This window comes from Ruegeria sp. BC7 (assembly GCF_056539165.1).
The window spans coordinates 218,386-239,536 of record NZ_JBQFUL010000001.1 but is presented as its reverse complement, the minus strand read 5'-3'; the positions used below and the strand labels follow the sequence as shown (position 1 = coordinate 239,536).

Here is a 21,151-nt window from a genome sequence, read left to right as displayed (position 1 = left end):
CCCCAGCCGAAAGAGCCAGAAAAACCCAACCCCGAGCTCCGATCCCGGCTTTGAAAATTTTTTCCGAACCTTGCTCATTTTTTGCGGGAAAGGTCTTGAACCCTCCAAACAACAATCGTAGATAGCGCCTCACCGTTGGGGTGTAGCCAAGTGGTAAGGCAGCGGTTTTTGGTACCGTGTATCGTAGGTTCGAATCCTACCACCCCAGCCAGTTCATCAGAACTGCGAATTACCCATAAGCGTGCAAATTTCACTCGGTTCGTGCAAATCGAAGTCAATAAGTTTGTCTACTCACACTGTGTCGAATATCTACCACCATCTGTGCATTTCTATTGAAAGCGCAGAACGCTAGTTTTCCTCAGATAATTGCTGCTGGCTTTTTGTATCGAGCCTCGGGTGATTGAGGCAAAGGCCGCTTCCAGGGTTCGCTCCAGATTTGTTGGTTCCGGTCCCAGATCTTCTCGCCAATCAGGCAGTCATAGTCTGAGAGCGAGGTGTATTGCGCCTTCATAACCTCTCCTGTTGCTGGCGCTGACCCAATTTCCAGTACCAATTTTCGACGTACGGCTTCGGCAAAGCCTTGCCAGTCAAGCACCGGGATTACGAACGAACCAAGTCCGCCCGTCACACAGTTCTCGTAGTAGACATCAAGATCGTCGAGGTGCCACTGACTCCCCATACCTTCACGGGTCATCAGCGGTAACCCATTTATGGTGATCGACTTCGACAATACTGCCTCACGGGCTTGCAAAACCGGGCGACCCTGATTGTTGGGCCCGTCGCCAGAAACGTCGATAACTTTACGCAGACCTTCGAATTCGTTCCCTTCGATCATTGTTGCCCGAAGATCAGGGCCTCAGAGATTGAAGTGCGGCGCAACGCGGGATCGAAACGCGTGGTCAGAACACCCGCAAACTCATTCAGATCAGCGCGCGTTTCTAGCAGCATCCAGTCAACAATGACGTCTTGTGTTGGAGTACGATCATGCGTCATATCGAGCTATTTCGGATATTACCAAAAGCGACCATAGCCTTTGTGGCTTCAGTATCGATGGCCTGGGGATGCACTGGCATCATGTTGACAGGGCAGGATGGAAGCATCGTTCGCGCAAGGACCGCCGAATGGGGGCCGTTCGATCTTGAGACAAAGATCAACATTATTCCGCGAGGTTTCACTTATACCGCAGGCGAAATGCCAGATGAGCGAGACGGAGCAAACTGGACCGGCCGATTTGGAATGGTCGGTATCAGCATGTTGGATCATGGGGCTCCCGCAGATGGCATCAACGAAGCTGGGTTGACCGCCGGGTTGTTTTATCTGCCCGGCTTCACCGAGTATCAGGAGTACGACCCTGACCTTTCCGGCAACACGATTCCCGGCGATTTGCTAGCCAGCTATGTCCTTTCCCAATTTGAGACAGTTGAAGAGGCTGCCACCGGGTTGGCGAATGTCCGTGTTGTCGGGGTCGTAGATGAGACTCTCGGATTTCCCTTCCCATTTCATATGTTGGTTGCTGACCGGTTCGGCGGAAGGATCGTTGTCGAGTACATTGACGGTGAACTGACGATTTTCGATGCTCCGCTTGGCGTGATCACCAATTCGCCAAACTACGATTGGCACATGACGAACCTTAACAACTACGTAAACCTGTCGGCCCTTGGGCTTCCGGAAGTTGAGGCAAGTGGCGTTACTTTCGCGCCCCTTGGCGCTGGGAGTGGAATGATAGGGCTGCCAGGCGACTTCACACCCCCATCCCGGTTCGTCCGCGCAGTCGCCTTTTCTCAGACGGCGCGGGAGACGCAAGGTGGCTATGACACCGTGCGCGAGGCGTTTCGCATTCTGGATAATTTCAACATTCCGGCCGATGCAGCGGAGGGCGCTCAAGACGATGTGCAGTCGGACGACCTGCTTTACAGCGCAACTCAGATCACGACCGCTGCGGACTCCCTCAACCTCGTCTACTACTATCACACGATGTACGACAGAACGGTGCATATGGTCGATATGAAGCAGATTGACTTCGGAGCTATGGGAGACGAGATGATCGTCTTTGAAACCAGCGGTGATCGCGAACCAACGTTAGTCGATGTGACCCCAACGAACTGACGTTTTACCACGTGGGCCGTGGCGGCATCACCGCTGGCTGCGGCCCAATAAAACTTCGGAATGGAGGGTTTACCGCTCCAGCGAATTACCGGCGCTAGGCTCGAAGCCGCGTTCACCACTGTTCGCACTAGTGACTGGAGGCAGCCCGAAGCGGACCTTCGCAACCAAGCTTTGCTAACTCCGAAATACACAACGAAACGGCCAGTTGCAGAGGTTGTATCGGCGGTGGCAACCAACCATTCATGTCGTCGACTAACCTGTTCAACGTCGCACTACAACTTCTCCGAACTGATCCCACGAGGACCTAATCTTCGAAGCGTTCATTTGGCTCGACCACATTTACTTGCTTCGGAACTTGGTCGGTGTCATTCCGGTCTGACCTCGGAAAAAGCGAGTGAAATGGGACTTGTCAGAATAGCCGAGCATCAGTCCGATCTCTGCAATTGTCATCTGGTTTTGTTTGAGGTGCTCCTTGGCGACATCGATACGCAGCCGTTTGATTTCGCGCGGTAGCGTTGTGCCTTGTTTTTGAAGCGCTTTCAGAAACCGTTCCGGTTGTATTCCCAGCATTCCAGCCACCATCTCTGGTCCCAAATCGGTTTCATCCAGTTTGTCGCGTAAGACAGATCGCAAAGCTGCCACCACGGTTACTTCTTCATCTTGTCGAAGTGATGCTATGGGCTTGGCAGAACCCTCAGAGACGTGGTGCAAAAACAACCATTCCACAGGAAAACTAATTTGCATTCCGGGATCAGTCCCAAGGCCAACCTCGATCCCTTTGTAGTCGATAGGCAGCCCATTGATGTATCTGCTTTCCCATCGCACACGGGAAGAGTCCCAGGAATCTCCGACGACGGTCTGCAATAGGCGTACATAGATTGCGGCACCAAAACCGGTCACCTGAATGGGTGGGACGGTTGGTTCCTGTTGCCTCTCGATACGATAAGTCGCTTTGTCTGCTTCAATGACAAGGCTGTGCCGCACAGAATTGGACTCCTGCGGCACGAGCTCAACAAAGCGGGTAAAAAACTCGAACAGCGTTTTTGTAGATTGCAAGGCTTGAGCGAAGGGCGGCCATCCTTGTAGGTCAAACGCTCCCCCTACATTCAGTCCTAGGTATCGATCCCCTGATACTTCTGAGAAAGCATTTACCAAGCCGTAAACCAACTCGGAGTGAACGTACACGGATGGGTTAGTCATCAGTTCAGCTTTCAAGCCGACCTGATCCAATGCTGGTTGCGGATTGATCTTACGTTCGGTGAGATATTGCAGAAAGGGAGCGGCTAAAGAGAGGCGAACAAAGCCCTCGCTATGCTCTCGGGAGGTGGAGTTGAAAGGCAAGCTCATAACCCTTGTTGGATTAGCTTTAAGAAGTGGCCATTTTTGCAGTCACATTCGTACATCCTAATTCAAAAGGGGCAACCGAGCCAATGAATTCCAGACTATAGTTGGCAAAACATGAATATGAAGGGAGTACTTATGTCCGGCTTACGAATGTCTCTTTGCTCGACGGCAATTGTCGCGGCAGTTCTTTCTTTTTCGGCGACCGCGCAGGCTCAGGATCAAGAAGAACCCCAAACGCTGTTTACCAACGTGCATGTCTTCGACGGTGTGAATGAGCAACGCATTGAAAATGCCAGTGTTCTGGTCGAGGGCAATCTGATCAAGTCCGTCTCAACCGATGCCATTGATGCGCCGAGCGCGACGGTTATCGACGGCGGTGGGCGCACTCTGACACCGGGCTTTATAGAGAATCACGCGCACCTGATGCTCATGGGGCCATCGATTGCCGAGATGGAAACCAACTCGACCTGGGAGGATTTCGCCATCCACGGGACCCGGATGGCCGAAATGTACCTGATGCAGGGCTTCACGACCGTTCGCGATGCCGGGGGCGCTGGCGGCGGGCTGCGGCGCGCAATTGACGCCGGCCAGATCGTCGGCCCCCGCTTTTATCCTTCCGGGGCATTTCTCGGAACACGTGGTGGTCACGCCGATTTCGCATCCTTCACATCTCCGCCGGGTGGGGTGACCAACTTTGGGACTCTGAATATGGCCCAACAGGTCAACGGTGTTGACGAAATTTACATGTATGGCCGCAACAACCTGCGCATGGGTGCCACGCAATTGAAGTTCATGCAATCAGGTGGGGTGATTTCGGCATTCGATCCATGGCAGTTGCTCGCCGGTTCGAAAGAAGAGATCGAGGCCGCTGTTCAGGTTGCCAACGAGTACGGCACCTATGTCATGGCACATTCCTACCGCAAAGAAGCGATCATCAATGCCCTGAATGCAGGGGTCAGAACCATTGAACACGGATTTCACTTTGACTGCGAGATTTCTGCTTTGATGAAAGAAAAAGGAGCGTACATCACGACGAACATCACAGCATTTGATCCAGGCCTACTTGATGTTCCTTCCGTGAAAAACAACCCCAACAGTTTGAGGAAGGCCAAATCGGCCTCGGCGACCTTCGAAGCCTACATTCCAAGTATGAAGGAATGCCCGGCGCCGCGCGGTTTCCAAACCGATTGCGTCGGCTCGGTCGAAGCGTGCAACATCCAGATCGCCTACGAGAAACATCTGAATAACCATTTCTTCGGCCCCTATGCGTCGATGGTAACCCTAACTTCGGTAGGTGGCGAGATCGCGGCACTTAGCGGTGATTTCATGAACCCCTATCCGGAAGGCAAACTGGGTGTGATCGAAGAAGGCGCCTATGCCGACATCCTGCTGATAGACGGCAACCCCCTCGAAGACTTCTCTGTCGTTGGAACAGGCGATCAGTGGTTCGGTGCGGACCCGAGGCCGGACAGCCCGGAAACAATCCGCCTGATCATGAAGGACGGTGTGATCTACAAAAACACACTGGATTGACCAGATAAAGCAGCCGGAGAGCATTCATGCGAAATTGGTTTTGCTCCGCAGTATTCGCAGGGTTGGTTTTGTGCGGTTATGATGCTGCGGCGACGCCTGGAACCGCGTTGGACTGGGCAGATCTGCCAGATCCGTCTGCGCAGGTCTTTGATGACCCCTATCGTGAACTCAGCCCCGAACAGTTCGACGATGTTCTTTTCGTTGTGCGTATACGCGGCAGGTTGCAGCAGGAGGTTGGCAGCGCCGAAGAACGGCAGAAATGGCAATTGCTTTTAGCAGAGACCGAAGACGCCTTGGTGTCAGACGGAATTGACGTCGACTGGTTACTCGATCAGCGCGAGGTTGTGACTGAACGTCGAAGAAAGGCTGGAACGAGCGGAAACCCGCAATTCGACGGCAGAACAATCACACTCGCGGGCTTTGCCATTCCTGCTCCAAGCGATCCGGACGGCCGGCCTGTGGCGTATTTGGTGCCAGAAAGAGGGATGTGCAGCCACATGCCTCCACCTCCGCCTAACCAGATGATCCGTGTGCGGTTGAACGGGGACTGGGCGCCTAGCTATTTCCACGAACCCGTTCGGCTGACAGGCACGCTGACTATCGATCCTTCCGTTCATAATATGATGGTTGTGGATGGCCTCATGCCTATGAATGCGACTTTCCAGCTAGAGGCGGAACGTGTCGAAACTCTGGAAACCGAGGCAGACAGGTTGGAATGGAAGCAGCGTGCTGCTGATCTCATCCGCGCGGCAGGAAATCGCAAGACCGGTGGGGCACAGGCGTCAAAATGATAAGACTTCTGGTTGCCGCATTGAGCATTGCATTTGCTGGCGCAGCGTCGGCTCAGGGACTATCCGGGCCATCTTCAGTCGAAGCCGATCTTGCGCCCGGAGACGGGCTCACCGATCCGCAATATCGTTCCGATTTTCCACGCAACATCGCACCGGGTTGGTTTCAGTGGAAAGACCGACTGGCTGAGGGTGGTTTTCGGTTCAACATTGACTACCTGGCATTGGGCCAAACCACGGATGCTGATCTGGGAACCGGCGAAGCAGCCAGCGGAATTGCGCGGTTCTACGGCAGTTGGCAGGCAACTGAACGGGGGTCTCTGACATTCAAGATCGAAGACAGGCACAGTTATACTGACGTTGCTCCGCAATTTCTCGGGCTGGATGGCGGAGCCCTTTCAATCACGGGAACAGCCTTCAATGACAACGGTTTGCTTCTGACCAATTTGTTCTGGACCCAAAGGGCTGAGAATGGGTCGTGGGCGCTGCAAGTCGGCCAGATTGATGTAACGGACTTTGTGGATATCTACGGGTTGGTAAGCCCCTACAGTGGTTTTCAAAACCTGTCTTTCAATACCAACCCGACAATCAACACGCCCAACCAAGGCCTTGGTATTGCCGGTGGGGTAAAGCTGAGCGAGAACCTCTACGCCGTTGCCAGCGTATCAGACGCAAACGCCGACCCGTCCGATCCAAACTTTGATGTGTTTAGCGACGGCAATCTCTTCAAGTCGCTCGAACTTGGGTACACGTCCGGCTTTGATCGCATCTACTTCGACAATATCCATCTGACCCTCTGGCATGCGGATGCGGCTGACGATGGCAGTCGAGCAGAAGATTACGGCGCAGCGTTTTCCGCCGCATGGTTTGTTGACAATAAATGGATGCCGTTCTTCCGTGCAGGGGCCTCGAAGGGAACCGCAGCGCTTTATGAACGGTCGATTTCTGCCGGTCTCGGTTACTATGGTCGCAACACCGATTTGGCCGGTCTGGGCCTAAACTGGGCCGAAGCAAGAGGCATAGATGGCGATCAGTTCACGCTTGAAGCTTTCTACCGCTTTTCAATCTCACCCGGACTGCAGATCACGCCATCGGTACAATTCATTTCCGACCCGCTTCTAAATCCCGATCAGGACCGGATTACCCTGTTCGGTCTAAGAACCCGGATCGTTTTCTAATGCGGGGTGAAGGCAGTCACTAAGGGGTGTGCCAAAGGGCAACTAAGAGAGATCAAGCGCGTGCCGGAATTTTCAACGCCGGTCGAATGAAGTTGGGAAGCAAAGGAACAATCTATGAAGATTGCATACGGAATTCTTGCAGCCTTAGCAGTTGTGTTTTTCATCCTTGGAGGCAGCGATGCCCATGCCAAAGACAACAAGGGTAAAAAGCCGAACAAGGGGGGCAAGAACGGTGATGTCAGCATTCAGATAGAAGACAAACCCGGCAAAGGCCCAAAAGCTGTACCACCTGGACAGATCAAGCGCTACACGCGCGGTGCCAAGCTCCCATCTGACCTGGAGTTCGAGGATATTGGGGACCTTTCCAAATGGAAGCTGGGGGAGCCCGGCAAAGGAAACCGCTACATTCAGGTCGATGGCGAAGTCCTCGAAGTTACGAATGATCTGTCTACTGTTGTCGATGCCGTCGGCATCGTCGGTGATCTTCTCAACTAGACGAAAGTACGATGTTTCAGGGCAAGAACTACCTCGTTTGCCCTGACGCTGGCCGGGGCGATCATTTGTGAACCCCGGCCCAAGTTCAAAACCCGGATCCGAGGCGCTACGATGATAAAGGCCCTTCTTGTTCTTTTTGCGCTTGCTACCTTTTCGTCAGCACGCGCCCTACTCGCTCAGGAAAACGGTGCAACTGAAGTCCCGCAAACAATACGCTTTGAGGGCTATGTATAGCCCAGTCGCGAAGCAGAACTGTCGCCTTTGGTGGACAATGTGGTCAACCGGACTTTGCAAAGTCTGCTTTCTGCGCATCGCTGACATTGGTGCTCTAAGCAGCATCGGTAAATTTTGGCTCGTAGTCGACCTTCGCTACCTCACGTGTCTACGACTGGAGGCAGCCCAAAGCTGACCTTCACAACAGCCAATGCGGAATTGGGCAAACCTTAAAAGCGAGGATCAAATCTCTAATGCGTTTCTGAATCTCCGCTCGAAGAAGTTACCACAGTCAATATGTTCGCGTGTTTAAGTTTCTGTCGCAGACTCTGCTCCAGTTCATCCGAAAGAGTGTCTATTTCAATTGCGGACACTGGTCGCTGAGGATCAAACAAGACAACGATAGAGTGACTTCTCCCTGCTTTTACAATCAGTAGTTCAACCAATTTGCCTCCAAATGACGCTATCGGCTCTTTGACGACACCCAACACCATTTCATAACTGGCCTTTGGCGCTGCGACCCCTGCCAACTCGGCCAATCCCGCTCGAAAGTCTGCAAAATAACGAATTGCAGCCATCGAGCATAAGACTAGAACAATCAGAGAGTCTCCGATGGGGGCGACAACCGCCAACGGTCCATCGTCTATCGAAGCGACCAAAAACAAACCAACACCCGCGGCCGCGGTCACAGCGCCGTCAAAGGCAGCCGCATTGGCCTCCAGCTTTAAGATATCACTGCGCTTTCCGCCCTTCCTCCAGGCTCTCTGGTGAAACAACCAAAGAACCAGGCAAGTCATCAAGATGGCAGCGAGATAAACTGCGATAGGCTCGAACAGCAAAGGTGGCGGCAGCTGACCGTTCGCGTATGAGCCGATGCTACGAAGCGCATTGATGATTGCGAAGAGCACCACACCAAGCAACGAGAGAGCCCTGAATGTTGTGAAAATTGACTCTTCCGACCCGTAGCCAAAAGGGCGAATCTGGTCTGGCGCCTTTTGGACCCTTCCAATTACCCTTCGTGCAAAAAGTGCTGCTGCAAAGCCGACAAATGAAAACAACCCATCTAGGAGAATAGCTTGGGAGTTTGATAGAATGGCTGCGCCGATACCCGCGAGTCCCATCAAGAGCGTGCCAATCATACTAATGGTTAGAGCACGTTGTTCAGATGCATGTTCATTCTGCATGAGTGCCTCACAAAACCCTTGAGTGGACCGCAAAAGATACAGTGCTTGAAAGGATCTAGCTGTCAAACGCCACGGCGTGGAATGCGATCTGGGATGAACTGACGCAAATATGAGATTGAGGCGGAAAGCCCATCGTCAGTCATCTCGGGGGTCAGAGACCCATGCCTCTGAAATGATAGACTGAGGAACAGATCAAATATCTCGATTGCATGGAAGAAACGTAATTCGCGTTGGTCAATGCCGGGCAACACAAAGTAGCCGTCCATGAGTTCCGCGAATTGAACGCCAAGCTCAAAGTCGTTTTGCCTATCGGTAGCCTTGATCGCAGGTGCCGTTGTACTCCCCAAGATAAGTCGGCAATAGCCTGGCTTCCTTTGATTCAAAGCGACGCCTCGGCGTGCTGCGTGTTCGAACAAGCTACGCCAATCCTCCAAGGCAGCGCCTGAGTAGGGCGCGATTATCTCTTCGATCAACTGCTCACCAAAACGACCGGCCGCAGCTGCAAAAACCTCGTTGACCCCCTTGAAAAAGTGGTAAGCAGAACCTGACGGGATACCGGCTTCTGCCGCGATCCTATACATGGTGATATCTGGAAGGTCTTCATTTTCCAGAAGTGTTTCGGCAGCGAGGATCAACTTCAGTCGTCGTTCCTCACCTTTAGCGTAGCGTTTCATTCACAGTCTTGACCAATGGTATATGACAAGTCCGTACCAACAACAGGACCCACGCGTCAAATTTCAGCAGCCCTACATCTTTGCTGTTTCATCTAGAATCGCTGGAACAACCTGTAGGAAAATCATGGAATTCATGCGTTCTGTTTCCGTCTGCGGGTAGCCACCGTTCATTGCAATGACGGTTTCACTTTCTGGCTCAACCACCAAAACCTGACCGTGTATTCCGACAAACGCCGCGAATTTGTGGTCACCAATTTCCAAGATCCGGATTTGATCTTTATACCACCCATTTGGCGCGAGCACGGCCTCTTTTCCGTTGCTCCAAGCACCGCGGACCCTGTCGTTTCCCATCCACAGGGCGTCCAGGAAAGCGGCAGGGATGACTTGATCTCCAGCGTAGTTCTTACCTCCGGCGAGCATCATACGTCCGACGCGCGCGAGGTCACGCGTTCTCATGTTCAATCCCCCGGAGGCAACTGTTGCACCCGACGGGTCAGCCATCCAATATGCCTCGCCCTCAGCTCCTAGCTTTGACCACAACTTGTCTTGCAAGTACTCGGCCAATCCAACACCGGTCGCCGCTTCGACAGCAAGACCCAGAACTTCTGTGTTGGGGTCCTGGTACTGATAGTGTGTGCCTGGTTCATATTTTCTTTGCGCGATTGTAACCAGGTAATCTTCGATGCCGTTCAAACCGCTATCATTGGGTCCGTTCCATTCCTGAGACTCGGTGAATTTTGGGTCCCAAGAAAGAAAGGGCGGTGTGGGAATGTCGAGGCCTGAATTCATGTCGGCCACGTCTTGCAGCGAAACGCCTTCAAACGCTGTCCCTTTGAACCTTGGCAGATAAGATTCCACCGGTGCCGTCATGTCCAATTTACCCTCGGCCGCAGCAATTCCAGCAAGAATGGCAGTGAAGGACTTTGTTACTGACATGTCCAAGTGGGTAGATGTTTCATCCATCCCGTTCCAAAAATGCTGGTGCAGCAGGTCGTCGCCCTTCAGAATTACCATTGAATGGTTCTTGAGCCTGTCCCGCAACAAAGTCTCGATATCCAGTGGACCATCAGCGTCTTCAGCAGTCAGTTCGGACAAGTCGAGACTAATGGACTCCGTCCAGCTCTCGGGCTCAATGTCACCGCTCGGTTCAACAACGTAGTGACGCGTGAACTTGTAGGCATTGGGAAAGGTTACGGCTGCGTTTTCGCCGCTATCCCAGTTTTCTTGGGTGACACCAAAGCCTTCGACTTGATCGAGGAACGCCTGATCTGGAGGCAGTATTGACTGAGCATATGCTGCTGATGACAGGAGAAAGCTAACTGCTACTATACAATTGATTTTGTTCATCTGTTTTCCTTGATGTCGTTGAGCTTATTTCTAATGACTGCGCTGCATGTCTTATGAAATCGAAGCGCAGTCAGATCTGAGAAGTGTGCTTTGCGCCATGGGCTGAGCGCGGAATTTGTTATTCGAGTCCAGCTTCACCGATAGGCGCAAACAGGATTGCCCGTCGCTTGGTTTGTGCTCATCACGAAACCCCAAAATTTAGCCAATGAAAAACAATCTTTCGCCGTATTCACCCCTGATAGATTGCACTTCAGAAAATCAGTGGTAGTGTTGCCCATGCCGCGAAACATTCAAGCCAAGGAATGGATAAGAATGAAAAACGCTGCAATAATTGGAATAACTGGCATGATCCTCTTTGCATCGACAGCAATGCCAGCATTTGCCTATATCGACCCGGTTACCGGCAGTATCGTTATTCAGACTATAGTTGGTGGCTTGGCAGCAGCCGCGGTGGCCATGCGCAGAGTGCGCAAAAAAATCATTGGGCTATTCAGTGCCAAGCCAAAAGACGACGCTTCAGATGCGTGAAAAAGCTTCGGCGCCAACGCGGGATGCTGGCTCTTTTCGTGATCCGACTGGTTATGTTTTCAAGCAAGGCGAGCGCATCATTAGAGCTATTATGCCAGCGAAGCATGCACAATTCGCAGAAATTTATAACAGCGGCATACTCCAGCGATTAGCAGACAAGGGACTATTGATCGCCTGCCAACAAATTGAGGAAGATGATCTAAAACCTTCAAATTTCAAGGGAGCGCGCGGTGAAACAGCAGCTGCGCTATATGAACACCCTGAAGTGCCTATGCTGAGCTATCCTTACGAGTGGACATTCACGCAACTTAAAGACGCAGCCATCGCCCATCTGGAGCTTCAAGTGGAGGCGTTGAACCAAGGGTACGTTCTCTCGGACGCCTCTGCTTACAATATGCAGTTTGTGGACGGAAAGCCGATTCACATCGATGTGTTGTCAATACAGCTCTACGAAGAGGGGCAACCTTGGAACGGCTATAATCAATTTTGCCGTCAGTTCTTGCTGCCGCTTCTTGTTGAAGCCTGGGGCGGTGTATCCTATCAAGCGATGTATCGTGGCTCTATTGACGGCATCTCATTTGAAGACGCGCTCGCGATCCTACCAAAGCGTAAACTATTCACCAGCTTGACGGGTTTTTCCCATGTGTACCTTCACGGGAAATCTGTAATTGCAACATCTTCCGCGAATTTTCAAAGCTCCCCCCGAAAGACGGTACACCTCGGTAAAGGTAGCTACCTTGCAATCCTGAAACAAATTCAGGAGTTTATTAAGGGCCTTGAAAGCCCACATCGCAACGCCTCTTACTGGAATAGCTACGCGACTAAAAACAGCTATTCAGACGAAATGCGCGACACAAAGTTGGGTTTCATTAGGGCTTGGGCTGAACGGGAACAACCGGAGCTCGTTTTGGATATCGGCGGCAATACGGGCGATTTTTCGCAAGCAGCGCTTGAAGGAGGTGCACACCGTGCTGTTGTGATCGATAATGATAGGGATTCGCTGGAATTTTTGTACAATACCCGCACCAAATCCGGCGCTGCTATCCTGCCTCTAAAAATGAACCTGTCAGACCCCTCCGCCGATATTGGCTGGAATCAGGCCGAGCGTAAAGGCTTAGTGACGCGAGCAAATGCCGACGGAGTGCTGGCTTTGGCGTTGATCCACCACCTTGTTATTGGCTGCAACCTGCCCCTAAAAGAAGTCGTAGAATGGCTCTTAAATATGGCACCCACAGGGGTAATAGAGTTTGTCCCTAGGCAAGACCCGATGGTTCAACAGCTCTTAGATCTGCGTAGCGATATCTTCTCTGACTATACAGAGGAGCATTTTCGTGAACTTGTCTCGCGTCGCAAATCAATTTCGAGTGAGCACAAGTTCGACAGCAATGGTCGTCTCTTAGTTAGCTACCGGGAATGTTGAAACGATGCGTAGCTCGATTATCAGCGTCGGCCTAATTCTAGGCGCCTTGCCTATCACACACCTGCTGGATCTGGGTTATTCCTTCCTGTCTTTTGAAGTTTGGGCAACATCTTTTCTGTTCTTGTGTATAGGGACGCTTCTCGCCGCCCTATGCGCGCGTTTGGGTTTGCTTTTCGTGCTTGCAACTTTGACCCTCTACGCTTTTGTCAGTGTGTATCTTGTGAACACTTCTGATTTTTCTCCGCTCATTCTGACTTCAATTCTTGTGCTGTCAGCCATGGTTATGCGCAGAACGGAATCTTCCACGCTGCCCGTAATTGCCACTTTCGCAGTAATTTTCAGCCTGTCCAATGTCGTTGTTCCCAAAAATACCGGGGTATCGCACTCCACCGATCTGAATAAACAAGCTGTTCAGAATGGCGGGCCAAAAAACGCCATTTTGCACATTATTTTGGATGAGCAAGCGCATTTGGCTAAAGAAGCGAAGTCGACCTATTCACAAAAAGTAGCCGCAGGAATTTTGCACGCAATTCAAAACCGTGGGTTTCAAGTTCACCCGAAAGTGCGTGCTGTGCACCATGATACATATAGCTCCCTGTCCAACTTGATGTCACTGAGCGGCGATGAAAACAACTATTTGGTCAACGATCCCGGGGAAACTCACATTATATCTGTCAGAAATAATATGCTTTTCGCCAGATTACGCGATGAAGGCTATCGCCTGCGGGTTTATCAAAGCGACTACATGGATTTTTGTGCCAACAACCAAAGCATCGCATGCAGCACATATCCGACCCGAGATATGAGCGTGTTCGAGGCATCTGGGCTCTCATATACGGACCGGGTTCATATCGCGTTGCTGGCTATTTCGCGCGACTACATGAACCGCGAAAGTGGCCGTTTTATAGGTGCATATCGCGCTGTAGCATATTGGATTGCGCCACCAAAAAAATCCTACCGCTACTTGTCGTGGCCGGGAAAATCCCTGGAAATCATGGAGCTTTTGCGCGCTGATTTGGAAACGCTTGCCCCCGGAGACGCCTATTTTGCACACCTATTGGTGCCTCATTTTCCATTTATTTACGAGCCAGACTGCCGACTAAAAAGACCGGAGGATTGGGCTTACCCCATTCGCCAAGGAAATCAGCAATCCTACGCTTCCGTCAAGCGAGCCTATTGGGATCAAACGGACTGCACACACAGTAAAATAATGCAGATTTTGGATCTAGTAATTGACAAACCCTACGTCACAATCATTATCCACGGCGACCACGGCGCACGTCTTTTATTTGATACGGATCGCGAGAACGAATCCGATAACCTCGACACATATTTTGCGGTACGAAATTCAGAATATAACCCTGCGGCGGCACCCTCAAATTCAGTACTTCAGAAAGTCTTCAACAACGCTATCCATTCTTTCATCGCGCGCGATCAAGGCGTCTCTATCACGGTAAAGCATAGATAGAGGCCATAACCTTACAGCAACTATTCAGCCAGGAAAAATGAGTCTTCAGCCCCCGAAACGACTCGCCAGCGGACTTGTCATCGCCAGTGGGCGGTTGTTTGGCGGTCTAGTCAGCACCCGTTAACGAGCTCTCTAGCGGTTATACTGCCCCGTGAAGTACCTGTCTGCCCTCGGCGTTCTCGTCGGGGGTTTTCTTTTGCACCCACCGCCCAAGGCTGTCCTGACGACAATGCTCTGGGTGGTTTCGCGGTCTCACCCCGCTGTCTCGGCGCTGGTGCTGCTGGCGGTTCTCTGGACGTGGAGGTCCGACGATCGCTGAGCTGAAACCGAACCCCGGCGACGTTGTGGTCGTCCGCGCCTTCGATGACGTCCCTGAACATCACTTCCGCGTGGAAAAGGTGTTCGAAGACTGCGTGACCGGCTGTGCCCTCACCGGTCCTCTGGTTGGGTCCTACGGCGAACCGGCTCTCGAGATGATCCTGCGGGTCGTCCCTCACGACTAACACCCCAAAAGATCAAAACAGAAAAGGAGGAGACCCATGTCTGCTCACATTCTCTATGCCTACCTGAAGGGCCATACGTGGCTGTTCAGACGTAATTATCCCGTTGACGTGGCTCTCGCGCTGGGCGCTCAGGCGCTGAAGCAGAGCCTCAAGACCAGTGACCCCGGTACTGCCCGCGTCCGAGCCGCTGAGGTCAATGCACAGTTCGAGACGCTGGTGGACCAGGTTCGGTCGCAAGCTGAAGAAGCCCTGTCTGCCCCCGAGAGCACCGCTGAAGCTCCTGTTTGGTTGACCAGCCAGAGTCGTCTCTCGTCCGTCTCCGGGCCACTCTGGAGGACTCTGGGTGCAATCTGGAGCGGGCACCGGCGCGCCGCGCGCGCTGATCGTTATCGGGGCGGGTCAGCTGGATTGCCAGAAACTGGTGTTCGAATTCGACTGACAACACTAGGCTCACTTCGGTGGACGACCTAAGGGAAAAATAGGAAATTCCTGCTCGTTCTCGGTACCAAACGACACAGGCCATGTCTCTGGGCCAACTATTTTCTGTCTGGACATCCATGCAGCGGCGATGAACACCAAAACTCCGGCGATAACATCTGCAACATAGTGCGCGCCTTGCCCAAGAATTGCGGGCAACATCGGAATGTTGACCACTACGACGGGCCAGCGTACAGGGGTGTCCCATGCATAAACCAAGACCAAAAGAAACATCACTGTATGGTAGGATGGGAACGCAATAAGACCGAGTTTTGGTGTCGGCGGCACGGTGCCAGCACCATCGGTGACTAGATGCCACACTTCTGATTTAAAACGTGAATTGTTGACCAATTGAAATTTCGCTTCGGCTTCGGGGGGGAGTGTGTAAAAGATAGCGGGTCCAAAACTGGGTGCGATAATCCATATGGCGACAGTTGCAAAAAGTGCCACAAACGCAGTTAGCAGCATCCGATACAAGGTGCGATCCCGTCCGGTCAGCGAAAGCACCGCAGCCATAAAAACAATCTGAAACAATGATGAAATATAGATGAAGCCCAATATGTTGGCGATCTTGGGGTTTTCCGAAAGCCAAACCACAAAAGTCAGCCAGTCGTACCCAATCGCACTATCCGCAGCATCCAAAATCGGATCAAGCCATAGCGTGTCCACCGGAAACCGCAGGTAAATTAGGTTCATAGCTCCTGAAAGCAGGGCGATCAGAAAACCCATCGCAATGAAAAGTTTTGCCGATGCCTCAAGCTTCAGGCGAACCCTGAGATAAACGCCAAAGCAAACAGTTCCAAACATAAGTAGAAATTCAAATGTGGCCAGGTAACAATCAATTTCGATACCGCGCACCATCGCGATCAGCAGCCAAAGCACGTTCAGTGCAACAACCATTAGGCCGAGCGCGCATTCCACCGAGTTAATAAATTTGGAGATACTTATCTTGGCTTCAAACATAGCTCCGCTTTGAATTGCTTCATAACAGTTGAAGATTGGACGAAGTTTACCTGTCGTGAATTCTAGGAATCTTAGGATCGGGCAAGCGGTTTTATCCGACATTCCGTTTTACTCCACGTTGCCACTAACATGTTCACAGAGCAAGCTTCTCGGTGGCGCGTGGCCCTTTGCGTCTTGTTCCTATCAGCTGATAAAGCCTCCGTTCAAACAACTTGGAATTGTCGAATCCGCTCAGGGCCGCTTAACTACCGCCAACTTCCGACTAGGTATGGGCAGTTACTCCGGTCCTCTGGCTCGGGGGAACAGAACGACAAGGATAAACGGGGGCATTTCTCGGAGAGTTTAGCCCCAAGTGCCTGCTGTCTATCCATGTTCTGATGAACTGGCTGGGGTGGTAGGAATCCTTGCCAACCGATGATTGTTATGGGCTTTTTGGCGAAGCAGAAGAAACTGGGGCGATTTAGGGGGCATTCCTACCACCCCAGCCAGTTCATCAGGATGCCTAACTGGCACAACAGTCCATGTAGTGATCCATTGCATGTGCGCTGGGTCAGCAAAAATACGATGTTTTTCCGCAGAATTTGGATAGACATGTTCAATGAAGAGGTTCGCCTCTGGTTTTCTTTCAGCCAACGCCACTTGATGTCAGACCGTGACTAACCTTCGGGATGCCATGGCTATCTTTGCAACACTAAGACGGGTATTTGCTCGAGCACGGATGTGCATTGGCACAAGAAACTGGGCGCGTCTGAACGCGCCCAGTTTCGTCAGGTCGCGACGTGAGATATCTCTTTGTCCGGCGAGTATATGTCCAAGATGTTCCAATGTCCGGTCGTTGGTGTTGGGTTGTTGATCATTGGCACATCGAGCACGGTTGGCTTGCCACTGGCGATTGCCGCTTCCAATGCGGGCAACAATTCGTCGGCAGCGCTGAGTTTGTGCCCTTCCGCACCGTAGGCTCGCGCTATGTCGGCATAGCCCGGTCCGTTTGCAGGTGCAGCGGCTGATCCGGGGAATGTGGTTCCGTAGGTCAAACCGTAATGCGCTTTTTGAAGGCCGGCGATCGTTCCGAAGGCGTTGTTGTTCATAACCAACCAGATGATACCCAGATCAAGCTCGACGGCCGTTGCGAGCATCGACGGGTTTTGACCGAATCCACCATCGCCAACCAAACTTAGTACGACTCGATCAGGTGCTGCCAGTTTTGCACCGATCGCTCCTGGCGGGCCAAAACCCATCGTCGCGAACCCGCCCGGAGTCAGGATCGAACCGGGGGTCAGAATATCGAATTGCTGTCCGACACCGTTCTTGTTCCACCCAACGTCCGTGGTGATGATGGCATCCTCAGGCAGCGCCTTGCGGGTATCCGCCAGAATACGCTCGGGCATCATCGGAAAGGCTGCTGAGGTCGCCATTTCCAAGTTGTGCGCTTTGAAATCCGTTCGGAAGTCGGCGATCTTCTGTTCCAGAGCGGGGCGTTTGAAACCCTCCGGATACATCTCGCGGGCAACGCGGGTCAGAACGCGCAAGGCGGCCTTGGCGTCAGCAACGACTCCGATCTCGGTGGGATAGTTCCGACCAATCTCCTGCGGTTCGATGTCGATGTGAATGACCTTCGATCCGGGAATGTTGAACGTGTAGCCAGGGTACCAACTTGAACAATCAGCCTCTTTGAACCGAGTGCCTACGGCAAAGATGTAGTCCGCATTCAAGCAGGACTGGTTGACCAATTCGGTGCCCCAAAACCCAGTCATCCCCAGCACAAGCGGATGGTCGTCCCGCAACGCGCCTTTCCCCATCAGGGAATGCGCGACTGGAAGGCCCATATGTTCAACAAATTCTCGCAACTCCTCGCTGGCTTGCGCCAGGAGAATACCACCTCCGACATAAGCGACTGGGTTTTCGGCTTTTGCCAGCGCTTCGACAATCTCTCGCGCAGTCTCGTCGTCAATCGACGGTTTCTTGAGCGCGCGCGTGTTGTCGCGGATACGGTCGAAACTGTCCGAGGGGATCACCTCGGAAAAGATGTCCATGGGGACATTGACCAGTACCGGCCCGGGCTGGCCGCTTTCAGCGAGATGAAACGCCTTTTCCAGAATCTCGGCCATCAGGTCTGCCCGATCTACGCGCCATGCACGTTTGACAAAGGGGCGATAAATCTCCCATTGGGCAGCGTCCGCGTGCAGGTTCACCTCCTGATGCGGGTGTTTACCGTAGTAATGGGTCGGAATATCGCCCGCGATCACCACCATAGGGATACAGTCCAGTGCGGCGTTAGCGACCCCGGTGGCGCAATTGGTCAGTCCCGGGGAGAGGTGGGACAGCACCACCGAGGCCCTGCCCGTCACGCGCGCATAAGCGTCCGCCGCGTGGCTGGCGATTTGTTCGTGTCGTACTGTGACGAAATCAATTGGACTTTCGGCCAAAGCAGCCAGAACCGCGATGTTCGTGTGGCCGCACAGGCCGAACACATGTTTGACCTCACGGCGTTCGAGGAAGTCGACGATGTGTTCGGCGACGGTTTTACCGTCCAGTTTGCTTGCGTCCATCACGCGACCTCCTGTCCGTAAAACTCACCAAACAGGTCCGGCTCCGAGGGGCGATCCTCGGGTATCGGACGGCTGACCCAAGTGTAGTTCATCATGTGCTTCATGGTGACGTTTTCGTTGGTGATGTTGCCGCCCCAGATGCCGCAGCCCAGGCTGCTGGTCATAGGCATGCCATTGGTCCAGGCACCCGCATTGGCCTTGGACTGAGGCTGTCGCACCATCATACGGCTGACCGGAGCCAGACGCGCCAACCGGTCGATGTGATCGTCATTGTGGCTGTAGATGCCGCAGGAATGGCCTTTGCCCCCGGTGTTGTAGATCTGGCTGACCGTTTCCAGCGCATCATCGAACGTGTCGAAGTGATAAAGCGCCATCAGAGTGGTCAGTTTTTCCTTGGAGAACTTATGCTGCGGCCCGATTTGCCCCTGATTTTCAACCATCAGAAACCTGCGATCTTCGGGGATGCCAAAACCGGCGACTTTGGCCGTTTGCTGCGGCGGACAGGCGATGGTCGGGAACGTGCGGTTTCCCTTTTCGTCCCACATAGCCGCTTCGAGCATGGCCTTCTCTTCATCCGAACACAGGTAGCCGCCCTCGGCTTGAAGCGCCTTCACCATATCGTCGTAAACCGAGCGCTGGATGATGATGTTGCCGTCGGCCGAGCAGCCGGACCCAAAGTCAGACGTCTTTGAAATACGTGTGTTCTGCGCGGCGATTTCCAGATCGGCGGTTTCATCGATGACGATGGAAGAATTGCCCGCGCCGACGCCATAGGCCGGGCGCCCAGAACTGTAGGCCGCTTTGACCATCGGCTTGCCACCTGTTGCCAGAGTCAGGTCACAAATCTCCATGAGGTGCTGCGTCAATGGGATCGACGGTTTGCGAATGGACTGAAACAAGTCCTCGGGGGCACCGGCAGCCCGACAAGCTGCGCGCATGACCTCAACCATCTCAAAGGTGGTATGGGCGGTTCGCGGGTGCGGACTGAAGATGACCGCATTCCGGGCGTTTGCGGCGGAAACACCGGTCACCGGTGGCGTCATTGCCGGGTTGGTCATCGGGATCAGGGAGGCGATCACACCGGCAGGTTTGGCATATTTCACCAGACCTTTTTCCTCATCAACCTCGACGATACCGGTCGACGGAGTGCGCAAAACATCTCGCAGCACCATGTGAATCTTAAATCGCTTCGCAGGACGCCCTTCGCGATCTCCGATACCGCTCTCGTCCACGCCTTGCTGGGCCAGACGGGTGAAGGTTTTCTCATTCCCTGCGTACCATGCAATGGCCTGAGACAGGCGGTCCAGCCTGTCCTGATCCCAATCCTCGATCTCGGCCATGGCAGCGCGGGCGCGTGCCAGCATATCGGCCGCGAGTTGTCGGTCGTTTTCAGTGAGCTCTTTGCCCATGATGATCCTCTTGGTGTTTTGGAATTGCTGCATCGGGCATGCGACGCTGAGATCGCGCCGCGCCGAATGTTCGCTTGGCGTGGCTGAGACAGCGACGCGCGTGTTCTTCATATCCCAACTCGGCAACGCGGCTTTGGTTGGGCAGTTCGATGGAATAATCGACGGGCGGCATCCGTTCGATAATGCCGGTGAAATCGATCCATCCCTCACCGGGATATAGCCGCGCATCACGCGCCAGTTGGATCATGCCCTCACGCGTATCGGCGATACCGGGCAGGCAATCAGAGATATGCAGGAAGTGAAACAACTCCGAGGGGACGTGTAGCAACTCTCCCAAATCCACGCGGCTGAGGTGCAAATAAAGCGTATCGACCAGAATTCCGCCATTCGGCTGATCAGAGGCGCGGACAATGTCCAGTGCCTCATCCAGAGTACGAAGGCGGGAAAAACTTGGGAACTCCAGGTCCACTGTTAGCCCGTAGGGCGCCGCCAGTTCGCAAGTCTCGGAATAGACGTCGATCAGGAAGTCACGATCATCGCGGGTATTGGTCCACGCGCTCATGATCATACGCTTGGCGCCAAGTTCCCCGCCGATCTCCAGCGACGGCTCAAAACTGCGCGGATCGACATCTTCTGTGATGCGCGCAAGTTCGACATCGAGGACTTTCAGACCGGTTGTTGAAAGCGCAGTTTTGGTAGCCTGCACCTGAGCCTTGTCGATCGGGGACTGGGTGAACTCTCCAGGCACATGCATCGGAATGAATCGAGGGCTGACGGCATCGTAACCGGCCCGCGCGGCGATATAGACCAGCTCGGGCGGCGTACAGCCAATCAGCGTCAGATGCGCCAAGGAATAGAGAGAGGGGCTTGCGCCAGCCTCTTCGGGTTTCACCATGAACGACAGCTCCACATGTCCGCGAATCTCAATTTCATCACACGTAGTAAAAAATATCTGATATTTTTAAAAATATC

Annotated in this window: 17 protein-coding genes, 1 tRNA gene and 1 pseudogene; 10 read left to right on the top strand and 9 right to left on the bottom strand. The window is 53.1% G+C overall.

The genetic code is table 11. The annotated features are described in order from the left end of the window. Nucleotides 1-136: 136 nt before the first annotated feature. Nucleotides 137-211: transfer RNA gene (locus ACR0KS_RS01005), tRNA-Gln, on the top strand. A 147-nt stretch (nt 212-358) separates the two neighbouring features. Here the strand turns inward: ACR0KS_RS01005 and ACR0KS_RS01000 are convergent. Beyond that, nucleotides 359-948: pseudogene (locus ACR0KS_RS01000) on the bottom strand (DUF1194 domain-containing protein). A 36-nt stretch (nt 949-984) separates the two neighbouring features. Here ACR0KS_RS01000 and ACR0KS_RS00995 point away from each other — a divergent pair. Beyond that, entirely contained in the window at nt 985-2,106 is a 1,122-nt protein-coding gene (locus ACR0KS_RS00995) for a linear amide C-N hydrolase (RefSeq protein ID WP_170382460.1), read from the top strand. A gap of 339 nt (nt 2,107-2,445) precedes the next feature. Here the strand turns inward: ACR0KS_RS00995 and ACR0KS_RS00990 are convergent, their stop codons facing one another. Further along, nucleotides 2,446-3,453 (bottom strand): AraC family transcriptional regulator, encoded by a 1,008-nt coding sequence (locus tag ACR0KS_RS00990; protein WP_170561724.1) that lies wholly within the window; start codon nt 3,451-3,453, stop codon nt 2,446-2,448. 132 nt (nt 3,454-3,585) lie between these two features. On the opposite strand from ACR0KS_RS00990, the gene ACR0KS_RS00985 reads away from it, so the two are divergent. The 4 genes from ACR0KS_RS00985 to ACR0KS_RS00970 all read left to right on the top strand — a co-directional run bounded on the left by ACR0KS_RS00985 (nt 3,586) and on the right by ACR0KS_RS00970 (nt 7,444). Further along, complete coding sequence (locus ACR0KS_RS00985; RefSeq protein WP_170337131.1) at nt 3,586-4,983, top strand: amidohydrolase family protein; 1,398 nt, start codon at nt 3,586-3,588, stop codon at nt 4,981-4,983. Nucleotides 4,984-5,009: 26 nt separating this feature from the next. Next, nucleotides 5,010-5,774 carry a DUF3299 domain-containing protein gene (locus ACR0KS_RS00980; RefSeq protein WP_170412886.1) on the top strand — a complete coding sequence of 255 codons (765 nt, stop codon included), beginning with the start codon at nt 5,010-5,012 and terminating at the stop codon, nt 5,772-5,774. Then, nucleotides 5,771-6,949: a carbohydrate porin gene (locus ACR0KS_RS00975; protein ID WP_170337128.1), complete on the top strand. Its 1,179-nt coding sequence runs from the start codon at nt 5,771-5,773 to the stop codon at nt 6,947-6,949. Before ACR0KS_RS00980 ends, ACR0KS_RS00975 begins: the two co-directional genes overlap by 4 nt. Nucleotides 6,950-7,063: 114 nt before the next feature. Beyond that, nucleotides 7,064-7,444 carry a hypothetical protein gene (locus ACR0KS_RS00970; RefSeq protein WP_170412890.1) on the top strand — a complete coding sequence of 127 codons (381 nt, stop codon included), beginning with the start codon at nt 7,064-7,066 and terminating at the stop codon, nt 7,442-7,444. A 464-nt stretch (nt 7,445-7,908) separates the two neighbouring features. On the opposite strand, the gene ACR0KS_RS00965 is transcribed toward ACR0KS_RS00970, so the two are convergent. From ACR0KS_RS00965 to ACR0KS_RS00955, 3 genes are all read right to left on the bottom strand, one after another. Next, nucleotides 7,909-8,841, bottom strand: a complete 933-nt coding sequence (locus tag ACR0KS_RS00965) for a cation efflux transmembrane domain-containing protein (protein WP_170561721.1) — start codon at nt 8,839-8,841, stop codon at nt 7,909-7,911. A 62-nt stretch (nt 8,842-8,903) separates the two neighbouring features. Further along, nucleotides 8,904-9,515, bottom strand: coding sequence for a TetR/AcrR family transcriptional regulator (locus tag ACR0KS_RS00960; protein WP_170698068.1), 612 nt, complete (start codon nt 9,513-9,515; stop codon nt 8,904-8,906). 72 nt (nt 9,516-9,587) lie between these two features. Further along, on the bottom strand, nt 9,588-10,862 hold the full coding sequence (locus ACR0KS_RS00955) for a serine hydrolase domain-containing protein (RefSeq protein WP_170561714.1): 1,275 nt from the start codon (nt 10,860-10,862) through the stop codon (nt 9,588-9,590). 156 nt (nt 10,863-11,018) lie between these two features. Here ACR0KS_RS00955 and ACR0KS_RS00950 point away from each other — a divergent pair, with 156 nt between their 5' ends. From ACR0KS_RS00950 to ACR0KS_RS00935, 4 genes are all read left to right on the top strand, one after another. Continuing rightward, a complete protein-coding gene (locus tag ACR0KS_RS00950; protein WP_170561711.1) occupies nt 11,019-11,390 on the top strand; it encodes a hypothetical protein in 372 nt (123 codons plus the stop codon). After that, nucleotides 11,383-12,810, top strand: a complete 1,428-nt coding sequence (locus ACR0KS_RS00945; RefSeq protein ID WP_170561708.1) for a class I SAM-dependent methyltransferase — start codon at nt 11,383-11,385, stop codon at nt 12,808-12,810. Before ACR0KS_RS00950 ends, ACR0KS_RS00945 begins: the two co-directional genes overlap by 8 nt. A 4-nt stretch (nt 12,811-12,814) precedes the next feature. Then, entirely contained in the window at nt 12,815-14,278 is a 1,464-nt protein-coding gene (locus ACR0KS_RS00940; RefSeq protein WP_170561705.1) for a hypothetical protein, read from the top strand. Nucleotides 14,279-14,817: 539 nt separating this feature from the next. After that, nucleotides 14,818-15,252 (top strand): DUF6538 domain-containing protein, encoded by a 435-nt coding sequence (locus tag ACR0KS_RS00935; RefSeq protein WP_170561702.1) that lies wholly within the window; start codon nt 14,818-14,820, stop codon nt 15,250-15,252. Here ACR0KS_RS00935 and ACR0KS_RS00930 read toward each other — a convergent pair. The 4 genes from ACR0KS_RS00930 to ACR0KS_RS00915 form a co-directional block, all read right to left on the bottom strand. Beyond that, nucleotides 15,232-16,323, bottom strand: coding sequence for a phosphatase PAP2 family protein (locus ACR0KS_RS00930; RefSeq protein ID WP_170561699.1), 1,092 nt, complete (start codon nt 16,321-16,323; stop codon nt 15,232-15,234). The two genes, ACR0KS_RS00935 and ACR0KS_RS00930, sit on opposite strands and share 21 nt — an antisense overlap. A 665-nt stretch (nt 16,324-16,988) precedes the next feature. Next, the gene (locus ACR0KS_RS00925; RefSeq protein ID WP_170561696.1) at nt 16,989-18,770 is read right to left on the bottom strand and encodes a thiamine pyrophosphate-binding protein; all 1,782 of its coding nucleotides are present in this window, start codon (nt 18,768-18,770) and stop codon (nt 16,989-16,991) included. After that, on the bottom strand, nt 18,770-20,179 hold the full coding sequence (locus tag ACR0KS_RS00920) for an aldehyde dehydrogenase family protein (RefSeq protein ID WP_170561693.1): 1,410 nt from the start codon (nt 20,177-20,179) through the stop codon (nt 18,770-18,772). Before ACR0KS_RS00920 ends, ACR0KS_RS00925 begins: the two co-directional genes overlap by 1 nt. Next, a complete protein-coding gene (locus tag ACR0KS_RS00915; protein ID WP_170561690.1) occupies nt 20,160-21,074 on the bottom strand; it encodes a sugar phosphate isomerase/epimerase family protein in 915 nt (304 codons plus the stop codon). The genes ACR0KS_RS00920 and ACR0KS_RS00915 overlap by 20 nt, the downstream gene beginning before the upstream one ends. Between the last annotated feature and the right edge of the window lie 77 nt (nt 21,075-21,151).